This window comes from Brevibacterium sp., from assembly GCF_031179145.1.
Taxonomy (GTDB): Bacteria; Actinomycetota; Actinomycetes; order Actinomycetales; family Brevibacteriaceae; genus Brevibacterium.
Genome location: NZ_JAPSIB010000001.1, coordinates 205,316 through 231,537, shown reverse-complemented (window position 1 = coordinate 231,537; position 26,222 = coordinate 205,316). Strand labels below are relative to the sequence as shown.

Here is a 26,222-nt window from a genome sequence, read left to right as displayed (position 1 = left end):
TCCTGAAGATCTTAGCGATCTTCGAGCATCTCCGGGGTGAGGCTGGCTTCGGTTCCCGGAATTCCCAGTTCCTCGGCCCGCTTGTCGGCGGTCGACAGGAGCCGGCGGATGCGACCGGCCACCGCGTCCTTGGTCATCGGCGGGTCGGCGAGCTGGCCGAGCTCCTCGAGGGAGGCCTGTTTGTGGGTGACGCGCAGCTGACCCGCGTAGCGCAGATGCTCGGGAACATCGGGGCCGAGGATCTCCAATGCCCGCTCGACCCGGGCTCCGGCGGCCACGGCCGCGCGTGCGGACCGGCGCAGGTTCGCATCGTCGAAGTTGGCCAGACGGTTCGCCGTCGCGCGCACCTCGCGGCGCATCCGGCGCTCCTCCCAGACGAGGACGGCACTGTGCGATCCCATCCGGGTGAGCAGAGCGGCGATGTCGTCGCCGTCGCGGATGACGACCCGGTCGACTCCCCGGACCTCTCTGGCCTTGGCGCTCAGCCCCAGCCGGCGCGCGGCGCCGACGAGGGCCAGCGCCGCTTCCGGTCCGGGGCAGGTGACCTCGAGCGCGGCGGAGCGTCCCGGTTCGGTCAGCGAGCCGTGGGCGAGGAAGGCTCCCCTCCAGGCGGCTTCGGCATCGGCGACCGAGCCGTTGACGATGGCCGAGGGCAGCCCGCGCACGGGCCGGCCGCGGTTGTCGACGAGTCCCGTCTGCCGGGCCAGCGCCGCACCGTCGCGGGTGACGCGGAGCAGGTAGCGGTTGGACCGGCGGATGCCGGCGGCGTTGATGACGACGATGTCGGCGAACTGCCCGTAGAGTTCCTTGATCTCGCTGCGCAGGCGCTTGGCGGCCTGAGCGGTGTCGAGTTCGGCCTCGAGCACGATGGAGCCGTTGACGAGGTGGAGCGCCGAGGAGAAGCGGAAGATCGCGGAGACTTCGGCCTTCCGAGCGGAGGTGCGGGTGATCTTCACCCGTGCCAACTCATCCTTGACCTGAGCGGTCAGTGCCATTGTTCGTCCCTCCTGAAGCTCTTCCTACCACTGCTCATCGACGTCGATCCCGGCGTCGATCAACATGTCACGGTAACACGCCGCGAGTTTGAGGCTGTCGTGCTGTCCTGCCCGCCTGGAGCTCATCGGGCGCACCCACAGCTTGGCGTTGAACATGTCCTCGGCACGGGTCGCCAGGTCCGGTTCCGCGACCACTGCGGCCTCGTCGACGAGGACGTAGTTGAGGACCAGGCGAGGGGCGTGCCGGTGCAGTGAGACGAGGTGTTCGCCGAGGCTGAGGTTGCGGGTCTCGCCATCACTGGAGCTGAGGTTGAGGGTGAGGGATTTCACGGCCGCCGAGCGTTCGATCGCCTGCGCCAGTGACGGCACGAGCAGGTGCGGCATGACGGAGGTGTACCAGGATCCGGGGCCCAGATTGAGCACATCCGCCTCGGCGACGGCCTCGATCGTCTCGTACCGGGCCGGGGGTGCGACGGGATCGAGGCGGACCGTCTCGACGTGACCGCGCGTCGACGCGAGCACCGACTGCCCGCGCACCACCTGGAACGAGCCGGGGAACCTGACGTCGGCCTCGATCGTCAGCGGCACCGACGACATCGGCAGCACCCGGCCGTGGGCGCGCAGGAGCTTGGCCATCCAGTCGAGACCGGCGACATGGTCGCCGTGGATCTGCCACAGGGCGGCGATGAGCAGGTTGCCCACGGAGTGTCCGTTGAGGTCTCCGGTGGAGGCGAAGCGGTGCTGGATCACGTCCCGCCAGGTCCGGCCCCAGTTCCCGTCGTCGCACAGCGCCGCCAGCGCCATCCGCAGGTCCCCCGGCGGCAGCCCGCCGAGCTCGTCGCGCAGCCGTCCCGAGGAGCCGCCGTCGTCGGCGACGGTGACGACGGCGGTCAGCGATTCGGTGAGCAGCCGGAAGGCGCGCAGTGCCGCATACAGTCCGTGACCGCCGCCGAAGGAGACGATCTTGGGTCCCTTGTCCTTCACTGCAGGTGAGATCTGCGGCAGGTCCTCGGTCTTCATCTCATTCTCTCCCCAGGTCCCGGTGACGCACCGACACCGGGATCCCCGACTTCGCCGCCAGTGCCTTGGCGATGCGTTCGCTGATCGCCACCGAACGGTGCTTGCCGCCGGTGCAGCCGATGCCGATGAGCGCGTAGCCGCGACCCTCGCGCAGGTAGCCCTGGGCGACGACGTCGAGCGTCTCGGTGTAGCGTTCGATGAACTCCTCGGCTCCGTTCTGACCGAGCACGTAGTCGGACACGGCCGAGTCGAGGCCGTTGTGGCCGCGCAGGTGGGAGATCCAGTAGGGGTTGGGGAGGAAGCGGACGTCGGCGACGTGATCGGCGTCCTTCGGCAGTCCGTACTTGAACCCGAAGCTCATCACGGTCAGGCGCAGCAGCGGCACGTCCTCGGTGGCGAACCGGCGCCGCACCTCGGTGGTCAGCTGATGGACGTTGAGATCGGAGGTGTCGATGATGATGTCGGCGCGACGTTTGAGCGCCTGCATGGAGTCCCGTTCCGCCTCGATCCCCTCGAGCAGAGTGCCCTCGCCCTGCAGTGGGTGCGGCCTGCGCACCGATTCGAACCGGCGCACGAGGACCTCGTCGGACGCCTCCAGGTAGAGCACGCGCAGGGACAGCCCCTGATCGAGGAAGTCGCTGATCGTGGACTCGAGCTCACCGTACTTCGCGCGCCCCTTCGAGTCGGTGACGATCGCGATCTTCGGCAGCGCCCCTTCGGCACGGGCGATGAGCTCAACGAGCGGACGCATCATCTGCGGCGGGAGGTTGTCGACGACGTACCAGTCCATGTCCTCGAGGACATTGGCCACCGACGTCCGTCCCGCCCCCGACATCCCGGTCACGAGAACCACCTCGACCGAGTGCTCGGATCCGCTCGATTCTGCCTGTGCGTTCACACGTCCTCCTTGGCCCGCATCGGGTCATCGTTGTGCTGCTCGAGGTCTACTCTATTGCAGTCCGCGCGGCGCGGAGGCCGGGTGGCCGGTGCCGAGACCGGGGGTGATCGGTGCGGAAGCCGGGGCAGGGTCACTCGAGCGCGTGGACGATCTTCTCGGCCAGCGCCGGTCCGATCCCCTTGACCTCGCAGATCTCCTCGACGCTCGCGGCCCTGACCTTCTTCACCGATCCGAAGTGGCGCAGCAGCGCGCTGCGTTTGGATTCGCCGAGGCCGGGGATCTCGTCGAGGACGGAGCTCGTCATCGCCTTCGCGCGCTTCGACCGGTGGTAGCTGATGGCGAAGCGGTGGGCTTCGTCGCGCAGGCGCTGCATGAGGAACAGGCCCTCGGAGTTGCGCGGCAGGATGACCGGGAACGGATCGTCGGGCACCCACACCTCCTCGAGGCGTTTGGCCAGCCCGACCACGGAGATGTCGACGATGCCGAGGTCCGCCAGCGCCCGGGTGGCGGCGGCCACCTGTGGGGCGGCGCCGTCGACGACGAGGAGGCTCGGACGATAGCCGAAGCGCTCGTCGGGCTCCGCCTCGCTCAGCGCCTCGAGGTAACGGGAGAACCTCCGGGACACCACGTCGTACATCGAGGCGGTGTCGTCCGTGGCCGCCTCCCCGTGGATGGCGAAGTGGCGGTAGTCGCGCTTCTTCGCCATCCCGTCCTCGAACACGACGAGACTGGCCACGACGTTCGAGCCCTGCGTATGGGAGATGTCGATGCATTCGATGCGCAACGGCGCCTCGGGCAGGCCCAGATGCTCCTGGATCTCCTTGAGCGCGGTGCTGCGGGTCGTGAGGTCCGAGGAGCGTTTGAGCTTGTGCTGGATGAGGGCTTCCTTGGCGTTCTTCGCCACCGTCTCGAGCACGGCTCTCTTCTCACCGCGTTCGGGCACCCGGACCGTGACCTTGGCTCCGCGCTGCTCGCTCAGCCAGCGTTCCAGCGATTCCTGGTCGGCGGGAGGGGTGTCGACGAGGATCTCGCGCGGAATCGCCTCGGCGTCGAGGCCCGTGTACGCCTGCCGCAGGTAGTCGGTCGTCAACTCCGGTGACGCATGGTCGTCGGAGCGTTCGATGATCCAGCCCCGCTGCCCCCTGATCCTCCCCTGCCGGACATGGAAGACCTGGACGGAGGCCTCGAGCTCCTCGGTGACGAGGGCGAAGACGTCGCAGTCGGCGTTGACCGAGAGCACCACGGCGGACTTGTCGAGCACCTTCTGCAGGGCCGTGATCTCGTCGCGCAGGCGGGCGGCGCGTTCATAGTCGAGCTCGGACGCGGCGGCGGCCATCTCCTTCTGCCGGTGGCTGAGGAACTTGCCGGTGTTGCCCGACATGAAGTCGGCGACGGACTGAGCGAGTTGTCGATGGCCCTCGATGCTGATCTGTCCCACGCAGGGGGCCGCGCATTTGTCGATGTAGCCGAGCAGGCACGGGCGACCGCTGCGTTCGGCCCGGCGGAACACCCCTGAGGTGCAGGTGCGCATCGGAAACGCCTTGAGGAGCAGATCCAGGGTGTCCCGGATCGCCCACACCTGCGCGAAGGGACCGAAGTACCGGATCCCCTTCCGCCGCTTCCCGCGAGTGATGAACGCCCGCGGGACCTCGTCGTTCATCGTGATCGCGAGGTACGGGTAGGACTTGTCGTCGCGGAACATGACGTTGAACCGCGGGTTGAACTCGTTGATCCAGGTCCACTCCAGCTGGAGGGCCTCGACCTCGGTGTCGACGACGGTCCATTCGACCGAGGCCGCCGTGTGCACCATCGTCGAGGTCCGCGGGTGCAGCAGGGCCGGATTGGAGAAGTACGAATTGAGCCGGTTGCGGAGGTTCTTCGCCTTGCCGACGTAGATGACCCGCCGGTCGGGATCGCGGAACTTGTAGACCCCGGCCGAGGTCGGAATGCTGCCCGTGGCCGGGCGATAGCTTGCCGGATCAGCCACGGACGCTCTCTCGATCCAGCATCTCGGCGAGGAATCGGCCGGTGTGGCTCTTCGGGTTGCCCGCGACCTCCTCCGGCGTCCCCTGGGCGATGACCTGTCCGCCGCCTCGGCCGCCCTCGGGCCCGAGGTCGATGACATGGTCGGCATTCGCGATGACGTCGAGGTTGTGCTCGATGACGATGACGGTGTTGCCCTTGTCGACGAGGCCCTGGAGCACGTGGAGCAGCTTGGAGATGTCCTCGAAGTGCAGTCCGGTGGTCGGTTCGTCGAGCACGTAGACGGTGCGCCCGCGGGAGCGCTTCTGGAGCTCTGCCGCGAGCTTGACCCGCTGTGCCTCGCCGCCGGACAGCGTCGTGGCCGGCTGGCCCAGGCGGACATAGCCGAGCCCGACGTCGACGAGCGTCTTCAGGTGCCGGGAGATGGCCGGGATGGCGGCGAAGAAGTCCGCGGCCTCCTCGATCGGCATCTCGAGCACCTCGGCGATGGACTTGCCCTTGAACGTGACCTCGAGGGTCTCCCGGTTGTACCGGGCGCCGCCGCAGACCTCGCAGGGGACGTAGACGTCGGGGAGGAAGTTCATCTCGATCTTGATCGTGCCGTCGCCGGAGCAGTTCTCGCAGCGGCCGCCCTTGACGTTGAAGGAGAACCGGCCCGGCTGGTAGCCGCGCACCTTCGCCGATTCGGTCTCGGCGAACAGGCGGCGGACGTGGTCGAACACTCCGGTGTAGGTGGCCGGGTTGGAGCGCGGGGTGCGGCCGATCGGCGATTGGTCGACGTGGACGACTTTGTCGAGGTTGTCCAGCCCCGTCACCCTCTTGTGCCGTCCGGGCACCCGGGAGGCACCGTTGAGGACGTTGGCCATCTGGGTGTAGAGGATCTCGTTGACCAACGTGGACTTGCCGGACCCGGAGACTCCGGTGACCGCGGTCAGCACTCCCAGTGGGAAGGAGACCGTGACATTGCGAAGGTTGTTCTCGCTCGCCCTCTCCACCGTCACGACCCGATCCTTGTCGAAGCTGCGGCGGGTGGTCGGGATCTGGATCGCGCGCCGGCCGGCGAGATAGGCTCCGGTGATCGAGCGCTCGGCGTCGGTCAGCCCGGCGACGGGCCCGGAGTAGATGACCTCTCCCCCGTGCTCGCCCGCGCCCGGACCGATGTCGACGATCCAGTCCGCCGAGGCGATGGTGTCCTCGTCGTGTTCGACGACGATGAGCGTGTTCCCGAGGTCGCGGAGCTTGATCAGCGTGTCGATGAGGCGGCGGTTGTCGCGCTGGTGGAGACCGATCGAGGGCTCGTCGAGGACGTAGAGGACGCCGACGAGGCCTGAGCCGATCTGCGTGGCCAGTCGGATCCGCTGCGCCTCGCCGCCGGAGAGCGTGCCCGCGGCGCGGTTGAGGCTGAGGTATTCGAGGCCGACATCGAGGAGGAAGCCGAGTCGGGCGTTGATCTCCTTCATCACCTGTGCGGCCACGGCCGCGTCCCGGCCCGACAGCTCCATCGCCCCGAGGAACTCGGCGGCTTCGTCGAGCGCGAGCTCTGCCACCTCGGCGATCGACCGTCCGCCGACCTTGACGGCCAGGGCCTCCGGTTTGAGCCGGGTGCCCTGGCAGCTGGCACACGGAATCTCGCGCATGTACGACTCGTAGCGCTCCCGGGACCAGTCGGACTCGGTCTCCTCGTGTTTGCGCTGGATGTACTGGTAGACGCCTTCGAAACCGGTCGAGTAGGTGCGTTCGCGCCCGAACCGGTTCTTGTACTTGACGTGGACCTCGTAGTCCTTGCCGGTGAGGATCGCGGTGCGCTGGGCAGCGGTGAGATCCTTCCAAGGGGTCTTCAGATCGAAGCCGAGTTCGTTGCCGAGGCCGCCCAGCAGCCGGTTGAAGTACTTCGAGACCTGCTTCCCGCCGGACCAGGGGGCGATCGCCCCCTCGCCGAGGCTGAGGTCGTCGTCGGGGACGACGAGGCTTTCGTCGACCTGGAGCCGGGTGCCGATGCCGTCGCAGGTGGGACAGGCGCCGAACGGGGAGTTGAAGGAGAAGGTGCGCGGTTCGATCTCGTCGACGGTCAGGGGGTGCTCATTGGGACAGGACATGTGCTCGGAGAAGGTGCGGACGATGCCCTGATCGACGAGGTCGACGTCGATGCGGCCGTCGGAGAGTCCCAGTGCGGTCTCCACGGAGTCGGTCAGGCGCGGACGCATCCCCGGTTTCGCGACGAGTCGGTCGACGACGACGGAGATCGTGTGCTTGTACTTCTTGTCCAGCTGCGGGGGGTCGCTGAGGTTGACCTGGTCGCCGTCGACGATCGCGCGGGCGAAGCCCTTCGACTGCAGGTCGGTGAACAGGTCGACGAACTCGCCCTTGCGGGAGCGCACGACGGGGGCGAGCACCATGAACTTCGTCCGCTCCTCGAGTTCGAGGAGCTGGTCGACGATCTGCTGCGGCGTCTGCTTGGTGATGACCTCACCGCAGACCGGACAGTGCGGGACACCGATGCGCGCCCAGAGCAGGCGGAGGAAGTCGTAGACCTCGGTGATGGTGCCGACGGTGGAGCGGGGGTTGCGCGAGGTCGATTTCTGGTCGATCGACACCGCCGGGGACAGCCCTTCGATGAAGTCGACGTCCGGTTTGTCCATCTGCCCGAGGAACATCCGGGCGTAGGAGGACAGGGACTCGACGTAGCGTCGCTGCCCCTCGGCGAAGATCGTGTCGAAGGCCAGGGAGGACTTCCCGGACCCTGACAGCCCGGTGAAGACGACCATGGAGTCGCGAGGCAGGGCGATCTCCACGTTCTTGAGATTGTGAGCGCGTGCACCCTTGACCCACAGGGTGTCGAGATGGGACACGCCTGTCGATCGCTGACCACTGTTAGTTTTCATCACCTGTCCACTGTATTACGCGGGTCTGACATGAGCTGTGCTCGCCGAACCCGACTTGAACGATCGGGGATCGCGATTCAGCCGATCTCCCCGACTTTCACGATCCTGAGCACGATCTCGCCGGCTGCGTCACTGGCCGCGACATCCACCTCGGCGTCGATCGCCCAATCCCGGTTGTCCTCGGGATCGGCCAGGGTCTGACGCACGGTCCAGATGGATGAACCGGGTTCGATCGTGATGTATTCCCGGCCCCGGGCCCTGCCGTCGATGCGCAGGTCCCCGTATTCGTCGTAGAAGTCCTCGATCACGTTCTCCCAGGCTGCCGCGTCGAAGCCGCTGTCGGCGTCGAGTCGGCCGAGCTCCTGGTAGTCGGCTCGCTCGGCCAGCAGCACCCGGTGGAACAGGGCATTGCGGATCTCGGCGGTGAAGACCTTCGTGTTCTCGGAGAATCTCCGATCGAGGTCCGGCAGCTCCTCATCGGCGAAGTCGGACGGGCTCAAGCCCTGCAGGGTGCGCCATTCGTCGAGCAGGCTCGAGTCGGTGCGGGCGATGGTCTCCCCCAGCCATTCGATGATCGTCGACAGCTCCTCCGTCCGCCGGTCGCCGGGGACGTTGTGGGTCAGTGCTCGGAACACGTCGGTGAGGTAGCGCAGCAGGCTGCCCTCGGCGCGGTCGAGCGAGTAGTAGGAGACGAACTGGCTGAAGCCCATCGCCTGTTCGAGCATGTCGCGCACGATCGACTTCGGTTCGAGGAAGCCGCCGCGCAGCCACGGGTGGGTCTCCACGAAGTGCTCGAAGGAGGGTTCGAGGACGTCGGCCAGGGGTTTCGGTGCCTCGACCTCGTCGAGGATCGCCTTCCGGTCCTGGTAGTCGACGCCTTCGGCCTTGAGCTCGGCCAGGGTGTCGCGTTTGATCCGATCGAGCTGTCCCTTGAGGATCGCGAACGGCACCGGAGTGGCGGCCTCGACGACGGACACGACGTCGAGGGCGTGGGTCTCGTCCTCGGGTTCGAGGAGGTCGAGGGCGGCGAGCACGAACGGAGCCAGGGGCTGGTTGAGGGCGAACTGCGGCCCGAGGTCCGCGGTCGGGACCAGCTGTCCGCCGCGTTCGACGATGAGCCCGGCGTCGATCAGGGAGCGCCCGATCTTCAGGGCGGTGAGCTTGAGGTCGAGGTGCCTCTCCCGGCTCTCGTGGGTCTTGTCGATGAAGCCAGCGATGGTCGACACGTCGGATCCGGGGCGGGCGACGAGGTTGAGGATCGTCGAATGGTCGATGCGCATCCGGGACCGCAGGGACTCGGCCTCGGAGTCGATGAGCCGCCGGAACGTCTCCTCCGACCACCCGACGAACCCGGCCGGCGCGGACTTCTTCTTCACCTTCTTCCGCTTCTTCCCATCGGTCTCCGCCTTCGCCTCGGCGCGCAGGTTCTCGATCACGTGCTCGGGGGCCTGCGCGATGACGTAGCCGCGAGTGTCGAATCCGGCGCGACCGGCGCGACCGGCGAGCTGCTGGAACTCGCGGACGCTGAGCCGGCGCATCTTCCGACCGTCGAACTTGGCCAGCCCGGTCAGGAGCACGGAGCGGATGGGAACGTTGATGCCCACCCCGAGGGTGTCGGTGCCGGAGATGACGAGGAGGAGGCCTTTGAGTGCGAGCTGTTCGACCAGGCGCCGGTACTTCGGCAGCATTCCGGCGTGGTGGACCCCGACGCCGTGGAGCAGCAGTCGGCGCAGGGTCTGACCGAATCCCTTGGCGAAGCGGAAGCCCCCCAGCGCCGAGGCGATCGCCGCCTTCTGCTCCTTGGAGGCGAGGTCGACCGAGAGCAGGCCGGTGGCCAGCTCCACCGCCGCGGCCTGGGCGAACGACACGACGTAGACGGGAGCCTTGTCGCCGCGCACGAGCGCCCGCAAGGTGTCGGAGAGAGTCTCCGTCGAGTATTCGTAGTCGAGCGGCACGGGACGCTGGGCGGAGGTGACGACGGAGCTGTCGCGACCGGTGGTCTCCTCCATGGTCCGGCAGATCTCCGTCGTGTCCCCGAGGGTCGCCGACATCAGGACGAACTGCGACTGCGGCAGTTCGAGCAGCGGGACCTGCCAGGCCCAGCCTCGGGTGGGGTCGGCGAAGTAGTGGAACTCATCCATCACGACGAGGCCGACGTCGAGGAGCCCGCCTTCGCGCAGCGCCTGGTTCGCCAGGATCTCCGCGGTCGCGCAGATGATCGGGGCATCGCCGTTGACCGTCGAGTCACCGGTGATCATGCCGACGTTCTCCGCCCCGAACGCCTCGATGAGGCCGAAGAACTTCTCGCTCACCAGCGCCTTGAGCGGGGCTGTGTAGTAGGCGCGGATGCCGCGGGTGAAGGACTGGTAGAGCGCGAACAGCGCGACGAGCGACTTCCCCGATCCCGTCGGAGTGGCGACGATCGTGTTGTCGCCGGCGAGGATGGACAGGATCGCCTCGTCCTGAGCCGCATAGGGTTCGATGCCCAGCTCATCGCAGTACTGCCCGAAGGCTTCATAGACCGCGTCCTCATCGGCGAATTCTGCCGGGATCTCCTGCAAGCGCACCACGGGCGATACACAGACCTTTCCGTTTAGACTGATTTCATCCTATTGTCGCAAGCCCGGAGGAACCCCGATGCCAGTTTTCGCAGTCACCTACGTCTACGGACCCGATACGGAGACGAGGATGGCCCATCGTCCGGCGCACCGGGAATGGCAGTCGCAGCTGCACGAAGCCGGGACCGTTCTGGCTTCCGGACCTCTGGACGACGAACCGACCCCAGGTGGACTCCTCATCATGCAGGCCGCCGACAAGCAGGAGATCACCCGCCTGCTGGCGGACGATCCCTATGCGTCCATCGGAGTCATCGCCGAGACCTCTGTCCGCGGTTGGACCCCGGTGTTCGGCCCCCTGGCGGCCAACTGAAATGTCGACCACCTGAACTTCCTGTCGGCCTGAACGACGACCATCTGAACACCTGTGCGCAGGTGCCTCTCACGATTCGAGAGGCACCTGCGCACAGTCGTCCTGTCGGCGATCGCACCGTCGCCGAATCGGGCACAGATCAGTCGTGAGGGGTCTCCGACTGCGCGGAATCCCGGAACGACACTCCGTCCTTCTTCATCTTCATCAGCGAGGCGATCGTCGCCACCGCCATGGCGAGGACGATGAAGCTCAGTGACAGCCAGGTGGGCACCTCCGGGATCGAGTGGCCCCAGGACAGGAACTCCCAATCGGTCGCGTGGAGGGCGTGGATGACGAGCTTGACTCCGATGAAGGCCAGGATCGCCGCGATTCCGTAGTGGAGATAGACGAGCTTGTCGACGAGCCCGCCGAGCAGGAAGTAGAGCTGGCGCAGTCCCATCAGGGCGAAGACATTGGCCGTGAAGACCAGGAACGCGTTCTGCGTGACACCGAAGATCGCGGGGATCGAGTCGAGAGCGAACATGACGTCCGTGGATCCGATCGCGATGAACACGATGAACATGGGAGTCCAGTACTTGGTGTCCCCGATCGTCACCCGGAGCTTGTTGCCGTGGTATTCGTCGACCACGTTGATCCGCTTGCGGAGCAGGCGGATGAGGCCGTTCTCACCGTCACCTTCGTCCTCGCTGCTGAAGGCCTGCCGGTAGGCGACGATGAGGAGGAAGATGCCGAAGAGGAAGAACACCTCGACGAAAGCGCTGATGATCGCCGCTCCGGCGATGATGAAGATTCCGCGGAAGATGATGGCGATGATGATGCCCACCATCAGCACTTCCTGCTGGTACTTCCGAGGCACCGAGAAGCTGCCCATGATGATGATGAAGACGAACAGGTTGTCGACGCTCAGGGAGTATTCGAGCAGCCAACCGGTGAGGAACTCGCTGCCGTGCTGCGCGTCTCCGATCGCGAAGAGAGACCCCGCGAAGAGGAGGGCGAGGAAGACGTAGAAGCCGACCCAGATGCCCGCTTCCCTCATCGAGGGCACGTGCGGTCGTTTGACGACCAGGAGGAGATCGAAGACGAGGATGGCGACGACGACGATGCTCGAGGTGATCATGAACCACATGGGAATGACCGACCCGCCGGCTGCTGCGGCGTCGCCTCCGGCTGCGAGGGTGGATGACAGGGTGTCCATTGATGCCTTTCGTGGAGACGGTGTGTAACCGTGTCGAAAGTCTCTCCCACGCGATGACCGCTGGACAGCGGCGGCGTGCGCTCCGCGCCCGGACCGCAGACGGGTCGTGATGACGAGCGCGGATGGACGGGATACTCCCTTTCGTCAACCAGACCAGTATAGTCTCACACCCGAGATCGGTGCACATGCGTGCCGTGAGCTCAGGCGTGACCCGCTTCCTTCATCTGCCGCAGCTCCTGCTTGAGCTCCGAGAGCTCGTCCCGGAGGCGGGCAGCGAGCTCGAACTGCAGCTCGGCGGCTGCGGAATGCATCTGACTGGTCAGCGACTCGATGAGCTCGGTGAGGTCCGCTGCCGGAGGTCGCAGCGTCCCGGTCTTGCCGGAGGCCTGGCGCTGCTCGTCGGTCAGCGTCGAGTTGAACCCGCGTCGGCCCTTGCCGTAGTCGAACTCGGTGAGGAGCTCGCGGGTGTCGGCGTCCTCCCGCTGCAGCCGCTCGGTGATGTCGGCGATCTTCTTGACCAGCGGGGTCGGGTCGATCCCGTGCTCTTCGTTGTGCCGTCGCTGCTTCTCCCGGCGCCTGTTCGTCTCGTCGATGGCTTCCCGCATGGAGCGGGTGATCGTGTCCGCGTACATGTGGACCTCGCCGTTGATGTTTCGGGCGGCACGGCCGATCGTCTGGATCAGGGAGGTGGCCGAGCGGAGGAATCCCTCCTTGTCCGCGTCGAGGATCGCCACGAGCGAGACCTCCGGGAGGTCGAGGCCCTCGCGGAGCAGGTTGATGCCGACGAGAACGTCGAACTCGCCGCCGCGCAGCTCCGTCAGCAGCTCGACGCGGCGCAGGGTGTCGACGTCGGAGTGCAGGTACTGGACGCGCACATCGTGTTCGAGCAGATAGTCGGTGAGGTCCTCGGCCATCTTCTTCGTCAGCGTGGTCACGAGCACGCGTTCGTTGCGCTCCACGCGGGTCCTGATCTCGTCGAGGAGATCGTCGATCTGCCCCTTCGTCGGTTTGACGATGACCTCGGGGTCGACGAGCGCGGTGGGACGGATGATCTGCTCGACGAAGCCGTTGCCGCGTTCGAGCTCGAACTTGCCCGGAGTGGCGGACAGATACACGGTCTGACCGACCCGCTCGCGGAACTCGTCGAACTTCAACGGTCTGTTGTCCATCGCACTCGGCAGCCGGAAGCCGTGTTCGACGAGCGTCCGCTTCCGGGACATGTCGCCTTCGTACATGCCGCCGATCTGCGGCACGGTGACGTGGGATTCGTCGATGACGAGCAGGAAGTCCTCCGGGAAGTAGTCGAGGAGGCAGTTCGGCGCCGAGCCCGGCGGTCGGCCGTCGATGTGCCGGGAGTAGTTCTCGATCCCCGAGGTGAATCCCATCGATTCCATCATCTCGAGGTCGTAGCTCGTGCGCATCTTCAGGCGCTGGGCCTCGAGGAGCTTGTTCTGCGCCTCGAATTCGCTCAGTCGGCTCTGCAGCTCCTCCTCGATCTCGCTGATCGCCCGCGCCATCCGGTTCTCTCCCGCCACGTAGTGGGTGGCCGGGAAGACGTGGAGCGTCTCTTCGTCGCGGATGATCTCGCCGGTCAGCGGGTGGAGGGTCTGCAGGGATTCGATCTCGTCGCCGAAGAACTCGATCCGCAGGGCCAGTTCCTCGTACTGCGGGATGATCTCGACCGTGTCGCCCCGCACCCGGAAGGTGCCCCGGGTGAAGGCCATGTCATTGCGAGCGTATTGCATCGACACGAATCGCTTGAGCAGCTCGTCCCGGTCGCATTCCTGTCCGCGCTTGAGCGTCACCATCCGGTCGACGTACTCCTCCGGAGTGCCGAGACCGTAGATGCAGGAGACGGTGGACACCACGACGACATCACGACGGGTGAGCAGCGAGTTCGTCGCGGAGTGCCGGAGGCGTTCGACCTCGTCGTTGATCGAGGAGTCCTTCTCGATGAAGGTGTCCGTCTGCGGGACGTAGGCCTCCGGCTGGTAGTAGTCGTAGTAGGAGACGAAGTACTCGACGGCGTTGTTCGGCAGCAGCTGGCGGAACTCGTTCGCCAGCTGCGCCGCCAAGGTCTTGTTCGGCGCCATGATCAGTGTCGGGCGCTGCACCTGCTCGACGAGCCAGGCGGTGGTCGCGGACTTTCCGGTGCCGGTGGCGCCGAGGAGGACGATGTCCTTCTCCCCGTCGTCGAGCCGGCGGGCGATCTCCTTGATCGCCGCCGGCTGATCTCCGGATGGTGAGTATTCGGAGACGACCTCGAACGGGGCGACGGTGCGGGACACATCGGGACGGTGACCGATGGCCGGCAGGGGACGTTCTGCGTTCATGCTCCAACCCTAGCGCCCGCCCCTGACGCAGCACCATGGGCTTCAGCCGCCTCCGAGGCAGACATCCCCGATGGAGCCGTCGGCGAGCAGCTCGGCACCGGTCCCCATCTTCGACAGCCGTCCTGCCTTGAGCACTCAGGCGCGGTCGGACACGGCCGTCACCCGGGGAAACTCTCGGGCACGAGCCGGCGGCGCAGGCTGAGGAAGTACGGCTCCTTCGTCTCGGCGCAGCGATCCGGGTCGGCGCCGTGCTCGGCGATGACCTCCTGTTTGAGCCGGGCATAGCGGTCGCGTTCGCACCTGTCATCCCGCAGCAGGTCACGGAAGGCGCGGGCGAACCGTGCCCCCGCCGAATCCCGTGCCCGCACGTGAAGGTTGACTGCCCGTCCCGGGTCGGCATTGGCATGGAAGCGCTTGGGCTCCCGACCGTCCTCGCCGAGGTGGTCGAACCCCTCTTCGCCGGGATAGCCGAGTTCGGCGAGGCGAACGCCAAGCTCCGCCGCGGTCCCGAGGTCGGGAACGAGCAGCTGCAGGTCGATGACGTCCTTGGCCGGAAGGCCGGGGACCGCCGTGGAGCCGATGTGCTCGATCGGGTACCGGTCTCCGGTTCCGCGCCGCAGCTTCTCGATGATGCGCCGGGCCTGATTCGCCCAGTCGACGGCGCCGGGTGGCGTCAGGTCGGGCGCCGGGCGTGGCGCCCGCCGCCGGCCGCGCAGATTCGCGGCGTAGGGCAGCAGCCGCTCGTCGACGAGCCGGCCGACGGCACGGCGGGTGTCCTCGAGCGACCCGCTGTTGTCGATGACGATGTCGCAGACGGCCCAGCGCTGTTCGTCGGTGGCCTGCCGGGCGATGCGCGCCTCGGCGTCGGCCCGGTCCATCCCGCGGGCGCCCTGCAGCCGCTCGAGGCGGATCGGGGCGGGCACGTCGACGAGCAGACTCAGGTGGTAGTCGGGGGCCATGTCGTTCTCAACCAGCAGGGCGACGTCATGGACGACGATGTCGGCGTCGGCGTTCCGGGCGAAGTGCTCGAGCGTGCGCTCCCTGATCGCCGGGTGCATGAGGGAGTTGAGGACTTGGGTCGACTCCGCGTCGGCGAACGCCGCGGCGGCCAAGGCGGCTCGGTCGAGTTCGCCGTCGGGCGTGAGCACCTGTCTGCCGAAGGCGCGCGCGAGCTCGTCGAGCAGCGGCTCCCCCACCGCCACGACCTCCCGCGCGATCGCGTCGGCGTCGACGATGACGGCCCCACGTTCGGCGAGGATCGCCGACACACTCGACTTCCCCGCGCCGATCCCCCCGGTCAGTCCGATCTTCAGCATGGGCCCAATCCGATCTTCCGCATGGACTCAGACTATCGAGCCAGCGGGTACACCCGCACCCCCTGGTCGCTGACAGTCGGTGGGCCGAGGCAGGCGTCGAGGAACTCGGCGAGGGCACCGGGGTCGGCGACCACGGGAGACTCGGGAGCGAACATCACGTAGTCGACTCCGGATCCGCGCAGCTCATCGACTGCGGCGCGCACCTCGGCGCTGTCGGGGTCGGGCAGGCCCGCGCCGCCGCTGAGCGGTGTGTCGCCGAGCATCCGGTCGAGGGCGTCCTCGGGGGCGGAGTAGATGAGCGGGGACTCGGCGGAGGAACCGATGAAGTAGCCTCCCGTCTCCCGGTAGCGGAAACCGGTGACGGCTTGCCACACCATTGCCTCGTCGGCGTGGGGCTGTGCCCAGGCCAGGGGGCGGGGAATGGTCTTGACGACGGAGCCGGCCGGAACAGCCTCGGCGCCGCCGCCGTGATGGAACTCGGGCACATAGACCTCGCGGGCGGTCTGCGGGGCCGGGAGCACACACACCGCCGCCACCGCGAGCAGCGCCAGCAGACCTTGCCCGGCGCGGCTCCGCCGCTTCTCGAGCGCCCACTGCAGGCCGACGCCGAGGATCGCGAACGCCGCGATGACGGAGTGGATGACCAGCCGCATGGGCAGGAGGTTCATGAGGACGGGGATCGCCTCGATGAGGGCGAACGGCCCGGTGGGGAGCAGGACGCGGCCTCCGAGGAGGACGGGAGATCCGAGCGAGAGGACGAAGACGAGGATGCCCGTCGCCGAGGCGGTGGCGAGGACCGCACGGAACCGTGTCCTCCACAGCCCGATGACGATGAGGGCGCAGGCCAGAAGCGCCGGGATGCCGAGGTAGCCGCCGATCTCGGCGGTGTCGAGCGGCAGCACGCGCGGGATCGGGGAGGAGCCCGTGCCGAGCAGCGGAGGGCCGGCGGGGATAATCGGGTCGAGGAGATCGGTGTTCCAGACTCCGTGGGGCCGGATCGCCCCGCTCGGGGCGTTGGGGCCGGTCATCGTCAGCAGCAGCGGCAGGGCCAGGAGCAGCGCCAGAGCCGAGGCGAGCAGTCCCCCGCGGACCAAGTTCAGCCACGCGGCGGCCGGGAACCGGCGGGCGATCGCCAGGCAGGGCAGGAAGCACAGGACGGCGAGGAAGGTGCCGGCCAGAACCTCGGTGGAGACGTAGAACTGGAACCCCAGGAGCGCACCGAGGCCGGCGCACAGCAGCCAGAACCTGCGGGACCGTCGGCGGGACCTCAGGGATGCCCGCGGCAGGGTGAGGAATCCGAGGACACAGGCGGCGACGAGCGGAGGCGTGACGGCGAAGGCGAGGTTGGGATGGCCGGAGAGCTGAGCGATCGTGTAGCTGGAGAAGCCGACCCCGGCCGCGGCGACGAATGCGGGCAGGCGAGTCAGGAACCGGCGGAACAGGATCGCGGTGGCCACGGAGTTGAGGACCGGGATGGCGAGGATCAGCAGGTTATAGCTGACGATCGGGCCGGCGGTCCAGGTGACCGGGGTGAGCAGGAGGGCGATGCCCAGCAGCGAGGTGTTCCAGGCGCCGTTGACTCCCCCGGCGGCCGCGTTCATCGCCTCGGTGTGGAGGAGGCCGTCGCCGCTGATCCCGCCGTGTCCGAACCCGAGCGCGGAGGCGACCACCTCGGCGGCGTGGCCGATCCACCAGATGAACAGTGAGGAGTCGTCGTTGCCCGCGTACACCAGAGACCCCGGGTCGGCGGCGAGCTGGGAGAAGACGCCCACCGAGGCCAGTGTCAGCGCCAGGACGTAGAAGAGCCACGGCCGCAGCCGGGCGCGTGCGGAGGGCACATACACGAAGGGCCCCCGGTCGGTGAACCGGGAGCCCTCGTGAGTGCTGCTGTCAGCTGCCTGCAAGCTTCTCACGCAGTGCGGCAAGAGCTTCGTCGCTGGCCAGGGTGCCCTCGTCGGCCGCCTCTTCCGAGGAGAACGATCCGGTGGCCGGAGCCGCTTCGACGGCGGAGTCCGCGGCGCCTGCTTCGGCGTCCGCAGCCGCAGCCTTGGCGACCTGCTTCTTGTGCTCTTCCCAGCGGGCCTGGGCGGCGGCGTACTGCTGCTCCCAGATCTCGCGCTGTGCTTCGAAGCCTTCCATCCATTCGTTGGTCTCGGGATCGAAGCCTTCGGGGTACTTGTAGTTGCCCTCTTCGTCGTACTCCTGCGGCATGCCGTAGAGAGCCGGGTCGAGGAACTCTTCGGCCTCGGGGTCGACGCCTTCGTTCGCCTGCTTCAGCGACAGCGAGATGCGGCGACGTTCGAGGTCGATGTCGATGACCTTGACGTAGATGGTCTCGTCGACGGAGACGACCTGCTCCGGCAGATCCACGTGGCGAACGGCGAGTTCGGAGATGTGGACGAGGCCTTCGATGCCGTCCTCGACGCGCACGAACGCACCGAAGGGAACCAGCTTGGTGACCTTGCCGGGAACGATCTGACCGATGACGTGGGTGCGGGCGAAGTGCTGCCACGGGTCTTCTTGGGTCGCCTTGAGCGAGAGGGAGACGCGTTCGCGGTCCATGTCGACGTCGAGGACCTCGACGGTGACCTCGTCACCGACGGTGACGACCTCACCGGGGTGATCGATGTGCTTCCAGGAGAGTTCGGAGACGTGGACGAGTCCATCGACACCACCGAGGTCGACGAACGCACCGAAGTTGACGATCGAGGAGACGACACCGGGACGCACCTGGCCCTTCTGCAGGGTCTGCAGGAAGGTGTGGCGAACCTCGGACTGGGTCTGCTCGAGCCAGGCGCGACGGGACAGAACGACGTTGTTGCGGTTCTTGTCCAGTTCGATGATCTTGGCTTCGACCTGCTGGCCGATGTAAGGAGCCAGATCGCGGACACGGCGCATCTCGACGAGCGAGGCGGGCAGGAAGCCGCGCAGTCCGATGTCGACGATCAGGCCGCCCTTGACGACCTCGATGACGGTGCCGGTGACGACTCCGTCCTCTTCCTTGATCTTCTCGATGTCGCCCCAGGCGCGCTCGTACTGCGCACGCTTCTTGGACAGCATGAGGCGGCCTTCTTTGTCTTCCTTCTGAAGAACGAGGGCCTCGATCTCGTCCCCGACCTCGACGACTTCGCCGGGATCGACATCGTGCTTGATGGAGAGTTCACGTGAAAGGACGACGCCTTCCGTCTTGTATCCGATGTCGACGAGGACTTCGTCGCGATCGACCTTGACGACGGTGCCCTCGACGATGTCGCCATCGTTGAAGTATTTGATCGTCTCGTCGACGGCGGCGAGAAAGTCCTCAGCGGTTCCGATGTCGTTGACAGCGACCTGCTTCGGCTGCACCGATTCCGGCGTGGTGGTGGTCATATAGGTAGGGACTCCGATGGAATTATGGTCCAGATCCGATACTCTTGGAGCTTGGTCATGAGATCGTCATGAGTTCGGCCCGAGGGTACGTCTCCGGTCTCGATTACGATTTTGGACTCGCATGCATAAGCGCATACGGTTGTCAATACTAGCATCATCCACGGCGTGAATGCACGCCGTCGAAAAAAATTATCCGCCACGGAGGAACGATGAGCGACGGAAGTTATCGGACGGAGGTCGTCAGCGGCGGATACCTGCCCATCGATGAGGAAGCCTCGGTGCGGGCGAACAGGAGCTACTGGGACAATTCGGCCGAGGACTACCTCGCCGAACACGGCAGCTTCCTCGGCGCCTCGGAGTTCATGTGGGGTCCCGAGGGCATCCACGAATCCGATCTCGGCCTCCTCGGCGAGGTACGGCGCAAGCAGATCCTCGAGGTCGGCTGCGGGGCCGGGCAGTGCTCACGCTGGCTCGCCGAGCAGGGAGCGATCGCCACCGGAGTCGATGTGTCCGCCGGCATGCTCGAGCAGGCCTCCCTCCTCCAGCGGGAGCACCCGCTCAGCGCCGACGCCACTCCCCCGACGTTCCTCCACGCCGACGCCCGGCAGCTGCCGTTCGCCTCGAACAGCTTCGACATCGCGTTCTCCTCCTACGGCGCCCTGCCCTTCGTCAAGGACGCCGAGGTGGTCCTCGCCGAGGTGGCCCGCGTCGTCCGTCCCGGCGGCCGGTGGGTGTTCTCGACGACCCACCCGATCCGCTGGATGTTCCCCGACGTCCCCGGCGAGGCGGGGCTGACCGTCGAGTACTCCTACTTCGACCGGACCCCGTACGTCGAGATCTCCTCCGAGGGGCAGCCGGTCTACGCCGAGCACCACCGCACGGTGGGCGACTGGGTCAGTCTGCTGGTGACCGCCGGCTTCACGATCGACTCCGTGACCGAACCGGAGTGGCCGGAGTCGAATCAGACCGCCTGGGGCGGCTGGTCTCCCCTGCGCGGGGCCCTGATGCCCGGCACCGTGATCTTCTCGACGACCCTGCACAAGGACTGACGCGCACGACAGGACTGAAACGCACGACCCGGTGAGGCCGAGGACACGACCCTGCCGCCTCAGTGGGCGGCGGCGTGCCAGGAGGTTCCGGTGCCGAGGTTGACGTCGAGGGGGACGTCGAGCTCGAAGGCCGAACCCATCTCCTCGGTGACGATCGCCTTGACCTCGTCGCCCTCCTCCGGGTGGAGGTCGACGATGATCTCGTCATGGACCTGGAGCAGCATCCGGGACCGATGGCCGGCCAGCCGGTCGGCGACGCGCAGCATCGCGATCTTCATGATGTCGGCCGCCGACCCCTGGATCGGGGCGTTGAGGGCGGCGCGTTCGGCCATGTCGCGCAGCTGCCGGCGGTCGCTGTGGAGTGCGGGCAGGTACCGCCGACGTCCCATGATCGTCTCCGTGAAGCCCTTCACCCGAGCCTGTTCGACAATCTCGTCGAGGTACTCCTTGACCGACCCGAAGCGTTCGAAGTACTGACTCATCAGGGCCTTCGCCTCGTCGACGCCGATCGCCAGCTGGCGGGACAGGCCGTAGGCCGAGAGTCCGTAGACCAGTCCGTAGGACATCGCCTTGACCTTCGAGCGCATCGCGGAGTCGACCTCGTCGATGCCGACGCCGAAGACCTTCGAACCGACATAGGAGTGCAGGTCCTCCCCTTCCCGGAAGGCCTGGATGAGTGCGGCGTCACCGGACAGGTGGGCCATGATCCGCATCTCGATCTGCGAGTAGTCGGCGGTCAGGAGCAGAGCCCCTGCGACGTGCGGATCAGCGACGAAGATGTTGCGGATGCGCCGGCCCGATTCGGTCCGCACCGGAATGTTCTGCAGGTTCGGGTCGAGCGAGGACAGACGCCCGGTCGCCGCCACCGTCTGCTGATACGTGGTGTGGATGCGCCCGTCGTCGGCCACGGTCTTCTGCAGTCCCACGACGGTCTGCTTGAGCTTCGTGGCGTCCCGGTTGGCGAGCAGATGCGCGAGGAACGGGTGCTCGGTCTTGACGAAGAGCTCGGCCAGCGCCTCGGCGTCGGTCGTGTACCCCGTCTTCGTCTTCTTCGTCTTCGGCATGTCGAGCTCGTCGAACAGGACCGCCTGCAACTGCTTGGGCGAACCGAGGTTGACCTCGTGCCCGATCGCGGCATAGGCGAGCTCCGCGCTGGCGATCGCCTGCTGCGTGAAGTCGTCGATGAGGTCGCGCAGCCCCTGCTCGTCGATGGCGATGCCGGAGATCTCCATATCGGCGAGCACCGGCACGAGCGGGAGTTCGATGTCGCGGTAGACCTGATTCATGTTCGCCGTATCGACCGCGGCGGCAAGCACCTCGTGGACCTCGAGGAGAGCGGCGGCGCGCCGGCCCAGCGTCTGCGCGGTCTCGTCGGTCTCAAGGTCGAGGGCGAGCTGCGGGGCCCCGGTGACTGCCTCGGCGAGATCGATGCCCGCACGTTCCGCGGCGATCTGGGACAGTTCGTAGGTGCGGGCGTCGGGCACCAGCAGGTACGCGGCCAGGGCCGTGTCCCCGGCGATCGCGTCGACGGTGATCCCCAGCGATCGCCAGGCCTTGATCTGCGTCTTCGCGCTGTGGAGGATGAGGGCTTTCGCGCGCAGGGCGGTGCCGAGCGCGGCGATCTCGGCTTCGCTCGCCTCGGCGATGTCGGCGACGAACGCTTCGGTCGGGGTGTGGGACACGGCGAGGATGCGCACATCGCCGTGGCCGAGGACGAAGCGGGCGTCCGAATCGACGGCGAGGATGTCGGCGTCGGCGATCGCCTCGAGCAGGCGCGTGACGGTCACGGTCTCGATCGTCACCTCCCGTTCGGGTCCGCTCGCCTCGGCGGCGACGGTCTCACCGAAGATCGCGCTCAGCCTCTTGCCGAGAGCCTGGAACTCGAGCTGGTCGAAAAGACTGGAGAGCTCGGCCGGATCACCTTCTCCCCAGCGCAGGTCGGCATAGCCGAGGCCGAGGTCGAGGTCGTCGAGGAGGCGGTTGAGCCGGTAGTTGCGCTCGACGGCGTCGAGGTTCTCCCGCAGTTTCTCCCCGACCTTGCCGCCGATGGACTCGGCGTTGGCGATGACCCCGGGCAGGTCGCCGTGGGCGCGCAGCCATTTCGCCGCGGTCTTGTCGCCGACCCCGGGAACGCCAGGGAGGTTGTCGGCCTTCTCCCCGACGAGAGCGGCGAGGCCGCGGTAGTTGGCGGGGGTGACCCCGTACTTCTCCTCGATCGCCGCGGGGGTCATCCGCACCAGATCGCTGACTCCGCGCTTGGGGTAGAGGATCGTCACCGCGGGACCGGCCAGCTGGAACGAGTCCTTGTCCCCGGTCATCACCTGGACGGCGGCTCCGGCCTCGGTGCCCATCCGGGTCATCGTCGCCAGCGCATCGTCGGCTTCGAAGCCCTCCTTCGTCACGACCCGGATCCCCATCGCCGTGACGATGTCCTTGATGAGGTCGATCTGCGGGTGGAACTCCGGTGCCGTCTTCGCCCGGCCGGCCTTGTACTCGGGGTACTCCTCGAGGCGGAACGTCTGCCGGCCGAGGTCGAAGGCCACGGCCACGTGGGTGGGCGCTTCGTCGCGGAGGACGTTGATGAGCATCGAGATGAAACCGTAGATGGCGTTCGTCGGCTGACCGGTGCTCGTGGCGAAGTTCTCGACTGGCAGGGCGTGGAATGCCCGGTAGGCCAGGGAGTGTCCGTCGATGAGCAGGAGGGATTCGTTTGCTTGACTCACATGACATAGCCTAACGGTCAACACCGACGCGAAGGAGAACCATGTTCCGACCGGCCCTCACCCTCACCGCAGACACCGACGAGGACGGGTGCCGCCTCCTCCTTCGGCAGCTGGCCGAGGAGGAGGCGAGCACCGGTCTGGTCGCGCGGATGGGGATCGAGTTCACCGATCTGGGACATGACCACATGAGCGCGACGGCTCCCGTCGAGGGCAACACCCAGCCGATGGGTCTCTTCCATGGCGGTGCGCATGTGGTGCTGGCGGAGTCACTGGCGTCGATGCACTCCTTCCTCATCTCCGGCGGGAAGAACGTCGTCGGCGTCGACCTCAATGCCACGCACCTGCGCGCGATCCGCGAGGGGCACGTCATCGGCACCGCCGAGGTGCTCCATCAGGGCCGCACGATCGTCTCCCATGAGGTGAAGATGCGCGACGAGGCGGGCCGCCTGCTCTCGATCGTGCGGATCACGAACATGATCCTGCGGACAGAGCCGAAGTGACGCTGCGGCCGTACGCCGGCGCCGAAGTGACGCCGCGGCCGGGATGAGTCGAAGCCTGCGACTCAGGGTCGCAGGCTTCGGCGGTGCTGGTTGTCGGGTTCGACTACTTCTTCGAACCGATCTGCTTGAGGACGGTCTCGGCGACTTCGCGCATGGTCAGACGACGATCCATCGAGGTCTTCTGGATCCACCGGAACGCCTCCGGCTCGCTCAGACCCATCGAGGTCTGGAGCAGGCTCTTGGCGCGCTCGACGAGCTTGCGGGTCTCGAAGCGTTCCGTCAGGTCGGAGATCTCGGACTCCAGGGAGCTGATCTCGGCGTGCCGTGAGAGGGCGATCTCGAGGGCCGGCAGCAGATCGGCCGCGGTGAACGGCTTGACCACATAGGCCATGGCGCCGGCGTCGCGGGCGCGTTCGACGAGTTCCTTCTGCGAGAACGCGGTGAGGAGGACGACGGGGGCGATGCGGGCCCGGGCGATGCGCTCCGCGGCGGAGATTCCGTCGAGGATCGGCATCTTGATGTCCATCACGACGAGGTCGGGACGCAGCTCCTCGGCCAGGCGGATCGCGGATTCTCCGTCCGCGGCCTCGCCGACGACGTCGTAGCCGACTTCGCGCAGCATCTCGACGATGTCGAGACGGATCACCGCTTCGTCTTCTGCTACGACCACACGCCGAACCGGCACGGACTCATCTGAAGTTGGTTGTTCGCTGTTTGAAAGCACGACCCCAGTCTAGACCAGGCCCCCTGCCCCACCGGGCGCCAGCAGGCGGTTTCTTCTGTGAAAACAGCCACGAGAGCCGGACCACAGCGCCGTCGAGTGCGATTGTGCATCAGGCGGCGACTGCCGTATCCTTGACTACGCGCTGGCCGGATTGGCGGAATCGGTAGACGCGGTGCACTCAAAATGCATTGTCGAAAGACGTGTGGGTTCGAGTCCCACATCCGGTACAGGAATGACGAAGGCCGGTGGGTTTCCCACCGGCCTTCGTCGTGTCGAACCTCTGCCATCTCGAGCGGGCGACGGGAATCGAACCCGCCTCTCGACCTTGGGAAGGTCACGTTCTACCGATGAACTACGCCCGCGAACACTCCCAATGTACAGCACTGCACGGACAGTGCGGCACCTCGGCGCCATGACAACTGTCATGGTCAGACCGTGACGGATGGCAGTTCCGCGCGACCGCCGCGGCGACGAGGCTGGAGCCATGACCACGAACCTCGCTCCCACCCTCGTCCATGACCGTGAGACCACCTCCCCTGCGCTCGAGGCCAAGCAGGTGCGCCGCCGCTTCGGCACCGTGCGCGCCGTCGACGGCGTCGACCTGCGGATCGAACGCGGCGAGGTCGTCGCCCTCCTCGGTCCCAACGGCGCCGGGAAGACGACTCTCCTCGACATGGCCCTCGGGTTCACCGCCCCCTCCTCGGGAACCATCAGCATCCTCGGACAGGACCCGGCGCGCGCCGTCGGGCTCGGCCGCGCCTCGGCGGTCCTGCAGATCGGCGGTCTCCTCGATGACCTCACCGTCGGCGAGACCCTGAAGATGGTCTCCGCCTGCCATCTCAATCCCCTGCCCATCGACACCGTGCTCGCCCGATCCGGGCTCGAACCCCTGGCCAAGCGCAAGGTCGTCAAGTGCTCCGGCGGAGAGCGGCAGCGTCTGCGCTTCGCCCTGGCGATCCTCACCGAGCCCGAGCTCCTCTTCCTCGACGAGCCGACGGCTGGCATGGACGTCCGTGCCCGGGCCGAGTTCTGGGCGACGATGCACGCCGAGGCCGAACGCGGACGCACCATCGTCTTCGCCACCCACTACCTGACCGAGGCCGCCGACTTCGCTGACCGCATCGTGCTCATGCGCGCAGGTCGGATCCACGCCGAGGGCACGGTCGCCGAACTCACCGCCTCCCGCACGCGGACCCTGACGTGCACGTGGACCGCCGCCGAGGTGACTGCCACGGACCCGGCGTCCGCGGTCCCGGGCGACGCCGAGTCCTTCGCCCGGGACCATGACGCACAGGTGGACAGCGTCCAGGGGGCCGAGGTCACCTTCACCACCGCGGATTCCGACGCCCTGGCCGCCGCGATACTGACCACCGGTCGAGGGCACGATCTGCGCATAGCGCGGGCCACCCTCGACGACGTCTTCCTCGAACTCACCGAACAGGAGCAGTCATGACCACCGTCACCGCCACTCCCGCCGGACCGCGGACCCGCTCCGGGTCCGCCCGCCTCACCGGCTTCATCGGCTGGGACTTCCTGCGCACCGTGCGGATGTTCTCCGCCACCTTCTTCATCGTCTTCCTGCCGCTGGGCATGTACCTGATCTTCGGCGCCACCTCGGGCCTCAGCGACGAACCCCTGGGGTCCGGGAACGGCAGCGCCTTCGTGATGACCTCGATGGCCGTCTACGGCGCCATCACCGCGATGACCGCGGTCTCCGGCTCGGCCGCGGTCGAGCGCCAGCAGGGATGGGGCCGGCAGCTGGGCCTGACCGCCCTGAGCAACGGGATGTACATGGCGGGCAAGACCGCTGTGGGGCTGCTCATGTCGGTCACCCCCGTCATCGCCGTCTTCGCCGTCGGAGCCCTGACCGGCGCCGAATTCGACGCCGGCTGGACCTGGCCCGCCACCGGCGCCCTCGTTCTGCTCGGTTCGCTGCCGTTCGCCCTCTACGGGCTGGCCTCCGCGCTGCTGTTCCGCTCCGAGGCCGCCGTCTCCGTGGCCAGCGGCCTGCTCGTCCTGCTCGCCTTCTTCGGCAATCTGTTCATGCCCCTGCAGGGAACGATGCTCGAGATCGCCCGCTTCACCCCCGTCTACGGCGCGACCACCCTGGCCCGCTGGCCGCAGATGGAGGGTCACTCGATCCCGATGGGCGCCGAGGTGCCCGCCCCGGACTCTCTCGCCGCCGTTATCATGAACGTAGTCGTCTGGACCGTCGTCTTCGCCGCGATCTGCTGGCTGGCGGCGCGACGCCGGACCGCCCGGTGAGCAGGGTCGCCGATGAGAGCCGGGGTGAGTGAGCGCCGAGAG

At 67.1% G+C, this 26,222-nt stretch carries 18 protein-coding genes and 2 tRNA genes; 6 read left to right on the top strand and 14 right to left on the bottom strand.

Annotated elements, in window-relative coordinates; all coding sequences use genetic code 11:
• Positions 1–11: 11 nt before the first annotated feature.
• The 6 genes from whiA to RIT73_RS00980 all read right to left on the bottom strand — a co-directional run bounded on the left by whiA (position 12) and on the right by RIT73_RS00980 (position 10,348).
• Positions 12–995 carry a DNA-binding protein WhiA gene (gene whiA, locus RIT73_RS01005; protein ID WP_309130184.1) on the bottom strand — a complete coding sequence of 328 codons (984 nt, stop codon included), beginning with the start codon at positions 993–995 and terminating at the stop codon, positions 12–14.
• A gap of 24 nt (positions 996–1,019) precedes the next feature.
• Positions 1,020–2,015: a uridine diphosphate-N-acetylglucosamine-binding protein YvcK gene (yvcK, locus tag RIT73_RS01000; RefSeq protein WP_309130183.1), complete on the bottom strand. Its 996-nt coding sequence runs from the start codon at positions 2,013–2,015 to the stop codon at positions 1,020–1,022.
• Between the two features lies 1 nt (position 2,016).
• Positions 2,017–2,913, bottom strand: coding sequence for an RNase adapter RapZ (gene rapZ / locus RIT73_RS00995; protein ID WP_309130182.1), 897 nt, complete (start codon positions 2,911–2,913; stop codon positions 2,017–2,019).
• Between the two features lie 130 nt (positions 2,914–3,043).
• Positions 3,044–4,900, bottom strand: coding sequence for an excinuclease ABC subunit UvrC (gene uvrC, locus RIT73_RS00990; protein WP_309130181.1), 1,857 nt, complete (start codon positions 4,898–4,900; stop codon positions 3,044–3,046).
• The gene (gene uvrA, locus RIT73_RS00985) at positions 4,893–7,778 is read right to left on the bottom strand and encodes an excinuclease ABC subunit UvrA (protein WP_309130180.1); all 2,886 of its coding nucleotides are present in this window, start codon (positions 7,776–7,778) and stop codon (positions 4,893–4,895) included. Before uvrA ends, uvrC begins: the two co-directional genes overlap by 8 nt.
• A gap of 77 nt (positions 7,779–7,855) precedes the next feature.
• Entirely contained in the window at positions 7,856–10,348 is a 2,493-nt protein-coding gene (locus RIT73_RS00980) for a DUF3516 domain-containing protein (protein ID WP_309130179.1), read from the bottom strand.
• Positions 10,349–10,415: 67 nt separating this feature from the next.
• Between RIT73_RS00980 and RIT73_RS00975 the strand changes: the two genes are divergently transcribed.
• On the top strand, positions 10,416–10,706 hold the full coding sequence (locus RIT73_RS00975; protein ID WP_309130178.1) for a YciI family protein: 291 nt from the start codon (positions 10,416–10,418) through the stop codon (positions 10,704–10,706).
• 139 nt (positions 10,707–10,845) lie between these two features.
• On the opposite strand, the gene RIT73_RS00970 is transcribed toward RIT73_RS00975, so the two are convergent.
• The 5 genes from RIT73_RS00970 to rpsA all read right to left on the bottom strand — a co-directional run bounded on the left by RIT73_RS00970 (position 10,846) and on the right by rpsA (position 18,919).
• The gene (locus tag RIT73_RS00970; RefSeq protein WP_309130177.1) at positions 10,846–11,901 is read right to left on the bottom strand and encodes a TerC/Alx family metal homeostasis membrane protein; all 1,056 of its coding nucleotides are present in this window, start codon (positions 11,899–11,901) and stop codon (positions 10,846–10,848) included.
• A gap of 200 nt (positions 11,902–12,101) precedes the next feature.
• On the bottom strand, positions 12,102–14,234 hold the full coding sequence (gene uvrB, locus RIT73_RS00965) for an excinuclease ABC subunit UvrB (protein WP_309130176.1): 2,133 nt from the start codon (positions 14,232–14,234) through the stop codon (positions 12,102–12,104).
• 158 nt (positions 14,235–14,392) lie between these two features.
• Positions 14,393–15,550: a dephospho-CoA kinase gene (gene coaE, locus RIT73_RS00960; RefSeq protein ID WP_309130175.1), complete on the bottom strand. Its 1,158-nt coding sequence runs from the start codon at positions 15,548–15,550 to the stop codon at positions 14,393–14,395.
• Positions 15,551–15,582: 32 nt separating this feature from the next.
• Entirely contained in the window at positions 15,583–17,463 is a 1,881-nt protein-coding gene (locus RIT73_RS00955; protein ID WP_309130174.1) for a hypothetical protein, read from the bottom strand.
• Entirely contained in the window at positions 17,441–18,919 is a 1,479-nt protein-coding gene (gene rpsA, locus RIT73_RS00950; protein WP_309130173.1) for a 30S ribosomal protein S1, read from the bottom strand. The genes RIT73_RS00955 and rpsA overlap by 23 nt, the downstream gene beginning before the upstream one ends.
• Positions 18,920–19,128: 209 nt before the next feature.
• On the opposite strand from rpsA, the gene RIT73_RS00945 reads away from it, so the two are divergent.
• Positions 19,129–19,968, top strand: coding sequence for a class I SAM-dependent methyltransferase (locus RIT73_RS00945; RefSeq protein WP_309130172.1), 840 nt, complete (start codon positions 19,129–19,131; stop codon positions 19,966–19,968).
• A gap of 59 nt (positions 19,969–20,027) precedes the next feature.
• On the opposite strand, the gene polA is transcribed toward RIT73_RS00945, so the two are convergent.
• Positions 20,028–22,691, bottom strand: coding sequence for a DNA polymerase I (polA, locus tag RIT73_RS00940; RefSeq protein ID WP_309130171.1), 2,664 nt, complete (start codon positions 22,689–22,691; stop codon positions 20,028–20,030).
• A 41-nt stretch (positions 22,692–22,732) separates the two neighbouring features.
• Here polA and RIT73_RS00935 point away from each other — a divergent pair, with 41 nt between their 5' ends.
• Positions 22,733–23,191 carry a hotdog fold thioesterase gene (locus tag RIT73_RS00935; protein WP_309130170.1) on the top strand — a complete coding sequence of 153 codons (459 nt, stop codon included), beginning with the start codon at positions 22,733–22,735 and terminating at the stop codon, positions 23,189–23,191.
• 103 nt (positions 23,192–23,294) lie between these two features.
• Here the strand turns inward: RIT73_RS00935 and RIT73_RS00930 are convergent, their stop codons facing one another.
• Positions 23,295–23,876: a response regulator gene (locus RIT73_RS00930; RefSeq protein ID WP_309130169.1), complete on the bottom strand. Its 582-nt coding sequence runs from the start codon at positions 23,874–23,876 to the stop codon at positions 23,295–23,297.
• Positions 23,877–24,060: 184 nt separating this feature from the next.
• Between RIT73_RS00930 and RIT73_RS00925 the strand changes: the two genes are divergently transcribed.
• Positions 24,061–24,142: transfer RNA gene (locus RIT73_RS00925), tRNA-Leu, on the top strand.
• Positions 24,143–24,206: 64 nt separating this feature from the next.
• Here RIT73_RS00925 and RIT73_RS00920 read toward each other — a convergent pair.
• Positions 24,207–24,277: transfer RNA gene (locus tag RIT73_RS00920), tRNA-Gly, on the bottom strand.
• Between the two features lie 122 nt (positions 24,278–24,399).
• Here RIT73_RS00920 and RIT73_RS00915 point away from each other — a divergent pair.
• A complete protein-coding gene (locus tag RIT73_RS00915) occupies positions 24,400–25,368 on the top strand; it encodes an ABC transporter ATP-binding protein (protein WP_309130168.1) in 969 nt (322 codons plus the stop codon).
• Positions 25,365–26,180 (top strand): ABC transporter permease, encoded by an 816-nt coding sequence (locus RIT73_RS00910; protein ID WP_309130167.1) that lies wholly within the window; start codon positions 25,365–25,367, stop codon positions 26,178–26,180. Before RIT73_RS00915 ends, RIT73_RS00910 begins: the two co-directional genes overlap by 4 nt.
• The last annotated feature ends 42 nt before the right edge of the window (positions 26,181–26,222 follow it).

Excerpts from the sequence above, each read along its gene's own strand:
- whiA (WP_309130184.1), bottom strand. The coding sequence starts at position 995 with ATGGCACTGACCGCTCAGGTCAAGGATGAGTTGGCACGGGTGAAGATC.
- yvcK (WP_309130183.1), bottom strand. The coding sequence starts at position 2,015 with ATGAAGACCGAGGACCTGCCGCAGATCTCACCTGCAGTGAAGGACAAG.
- uvrA (WP_309130180.1), bottom strand. The coding sequence starts at position 7,778 with ATGAAAACTAACAGTGGTCAGCGATCGACAGGCGTGTCCCATCTCGAC.
- RIT73_RS00975 (WP_309130178.1), top strand. The coding sequence starts at position 10,416 with ATGCCAGTTTTCGCAGTCACCTACGTCTACGGACCCGATACGGAGACG.
- RIT73_RS00970 (WP_309130177.1), bottom strand. The coding sequence starts at position 11,901 with ATGGACACCCTGTCATCCACCCTCGCAGCCGGAGGCGACGCCGCAGCA.
- uvrB (WP_309130176.1), bottom strand. The coding sequence starts at position 14,234 with ATGAACGCAGAACGTCCCCTGCCGGCCATCGGTCACCGTCCCGATGTG.
- coaE (WP_309130175.1), bottom strand. The coding sequence starts at position 15,550 with ATGCTGAAGATCGGACTGACCGGGGGGATCGGCGCGGGGAAGTCGAGT.
- rpsA (WP_309130173.1), bottom strand. The coding sequence starts at position 18,919 with ATGACCACCACCACGCCGGAATCGGTGCAGCCGAAGCAGGTCGCTGTC.
- RIT73_RS00945 (WP_309130172.1), top strand. The coding sequence starts at position 19,129 with ATGAGCGACGGAAGTTATCGGACGGAGGTCGTCAGCGGCGGATACCTG.
- RIT73_RS00935 (WP_309130170.1), top strand. The coding sequence starts at position 22,733 with ATGTTCCGACCGGCCCTCACCCTCACCGCAGACACCGACGAGGACGGG.
- RIT73_RS00915 (WP_309130168.1), top strand. The coding sequence starts at position 24,400 with ATGACCACGAACCTCGCTCCCACCCTCGTCCATGACCGTGAGACCACC.
- RIT73_RS00910 (WP_309130167.1), top strand. The coding sequence starts at position 25,365 with ATGACCACCGTCACCGCCACTCCCGCCGGACCGCGGACCCGCTCCGGG.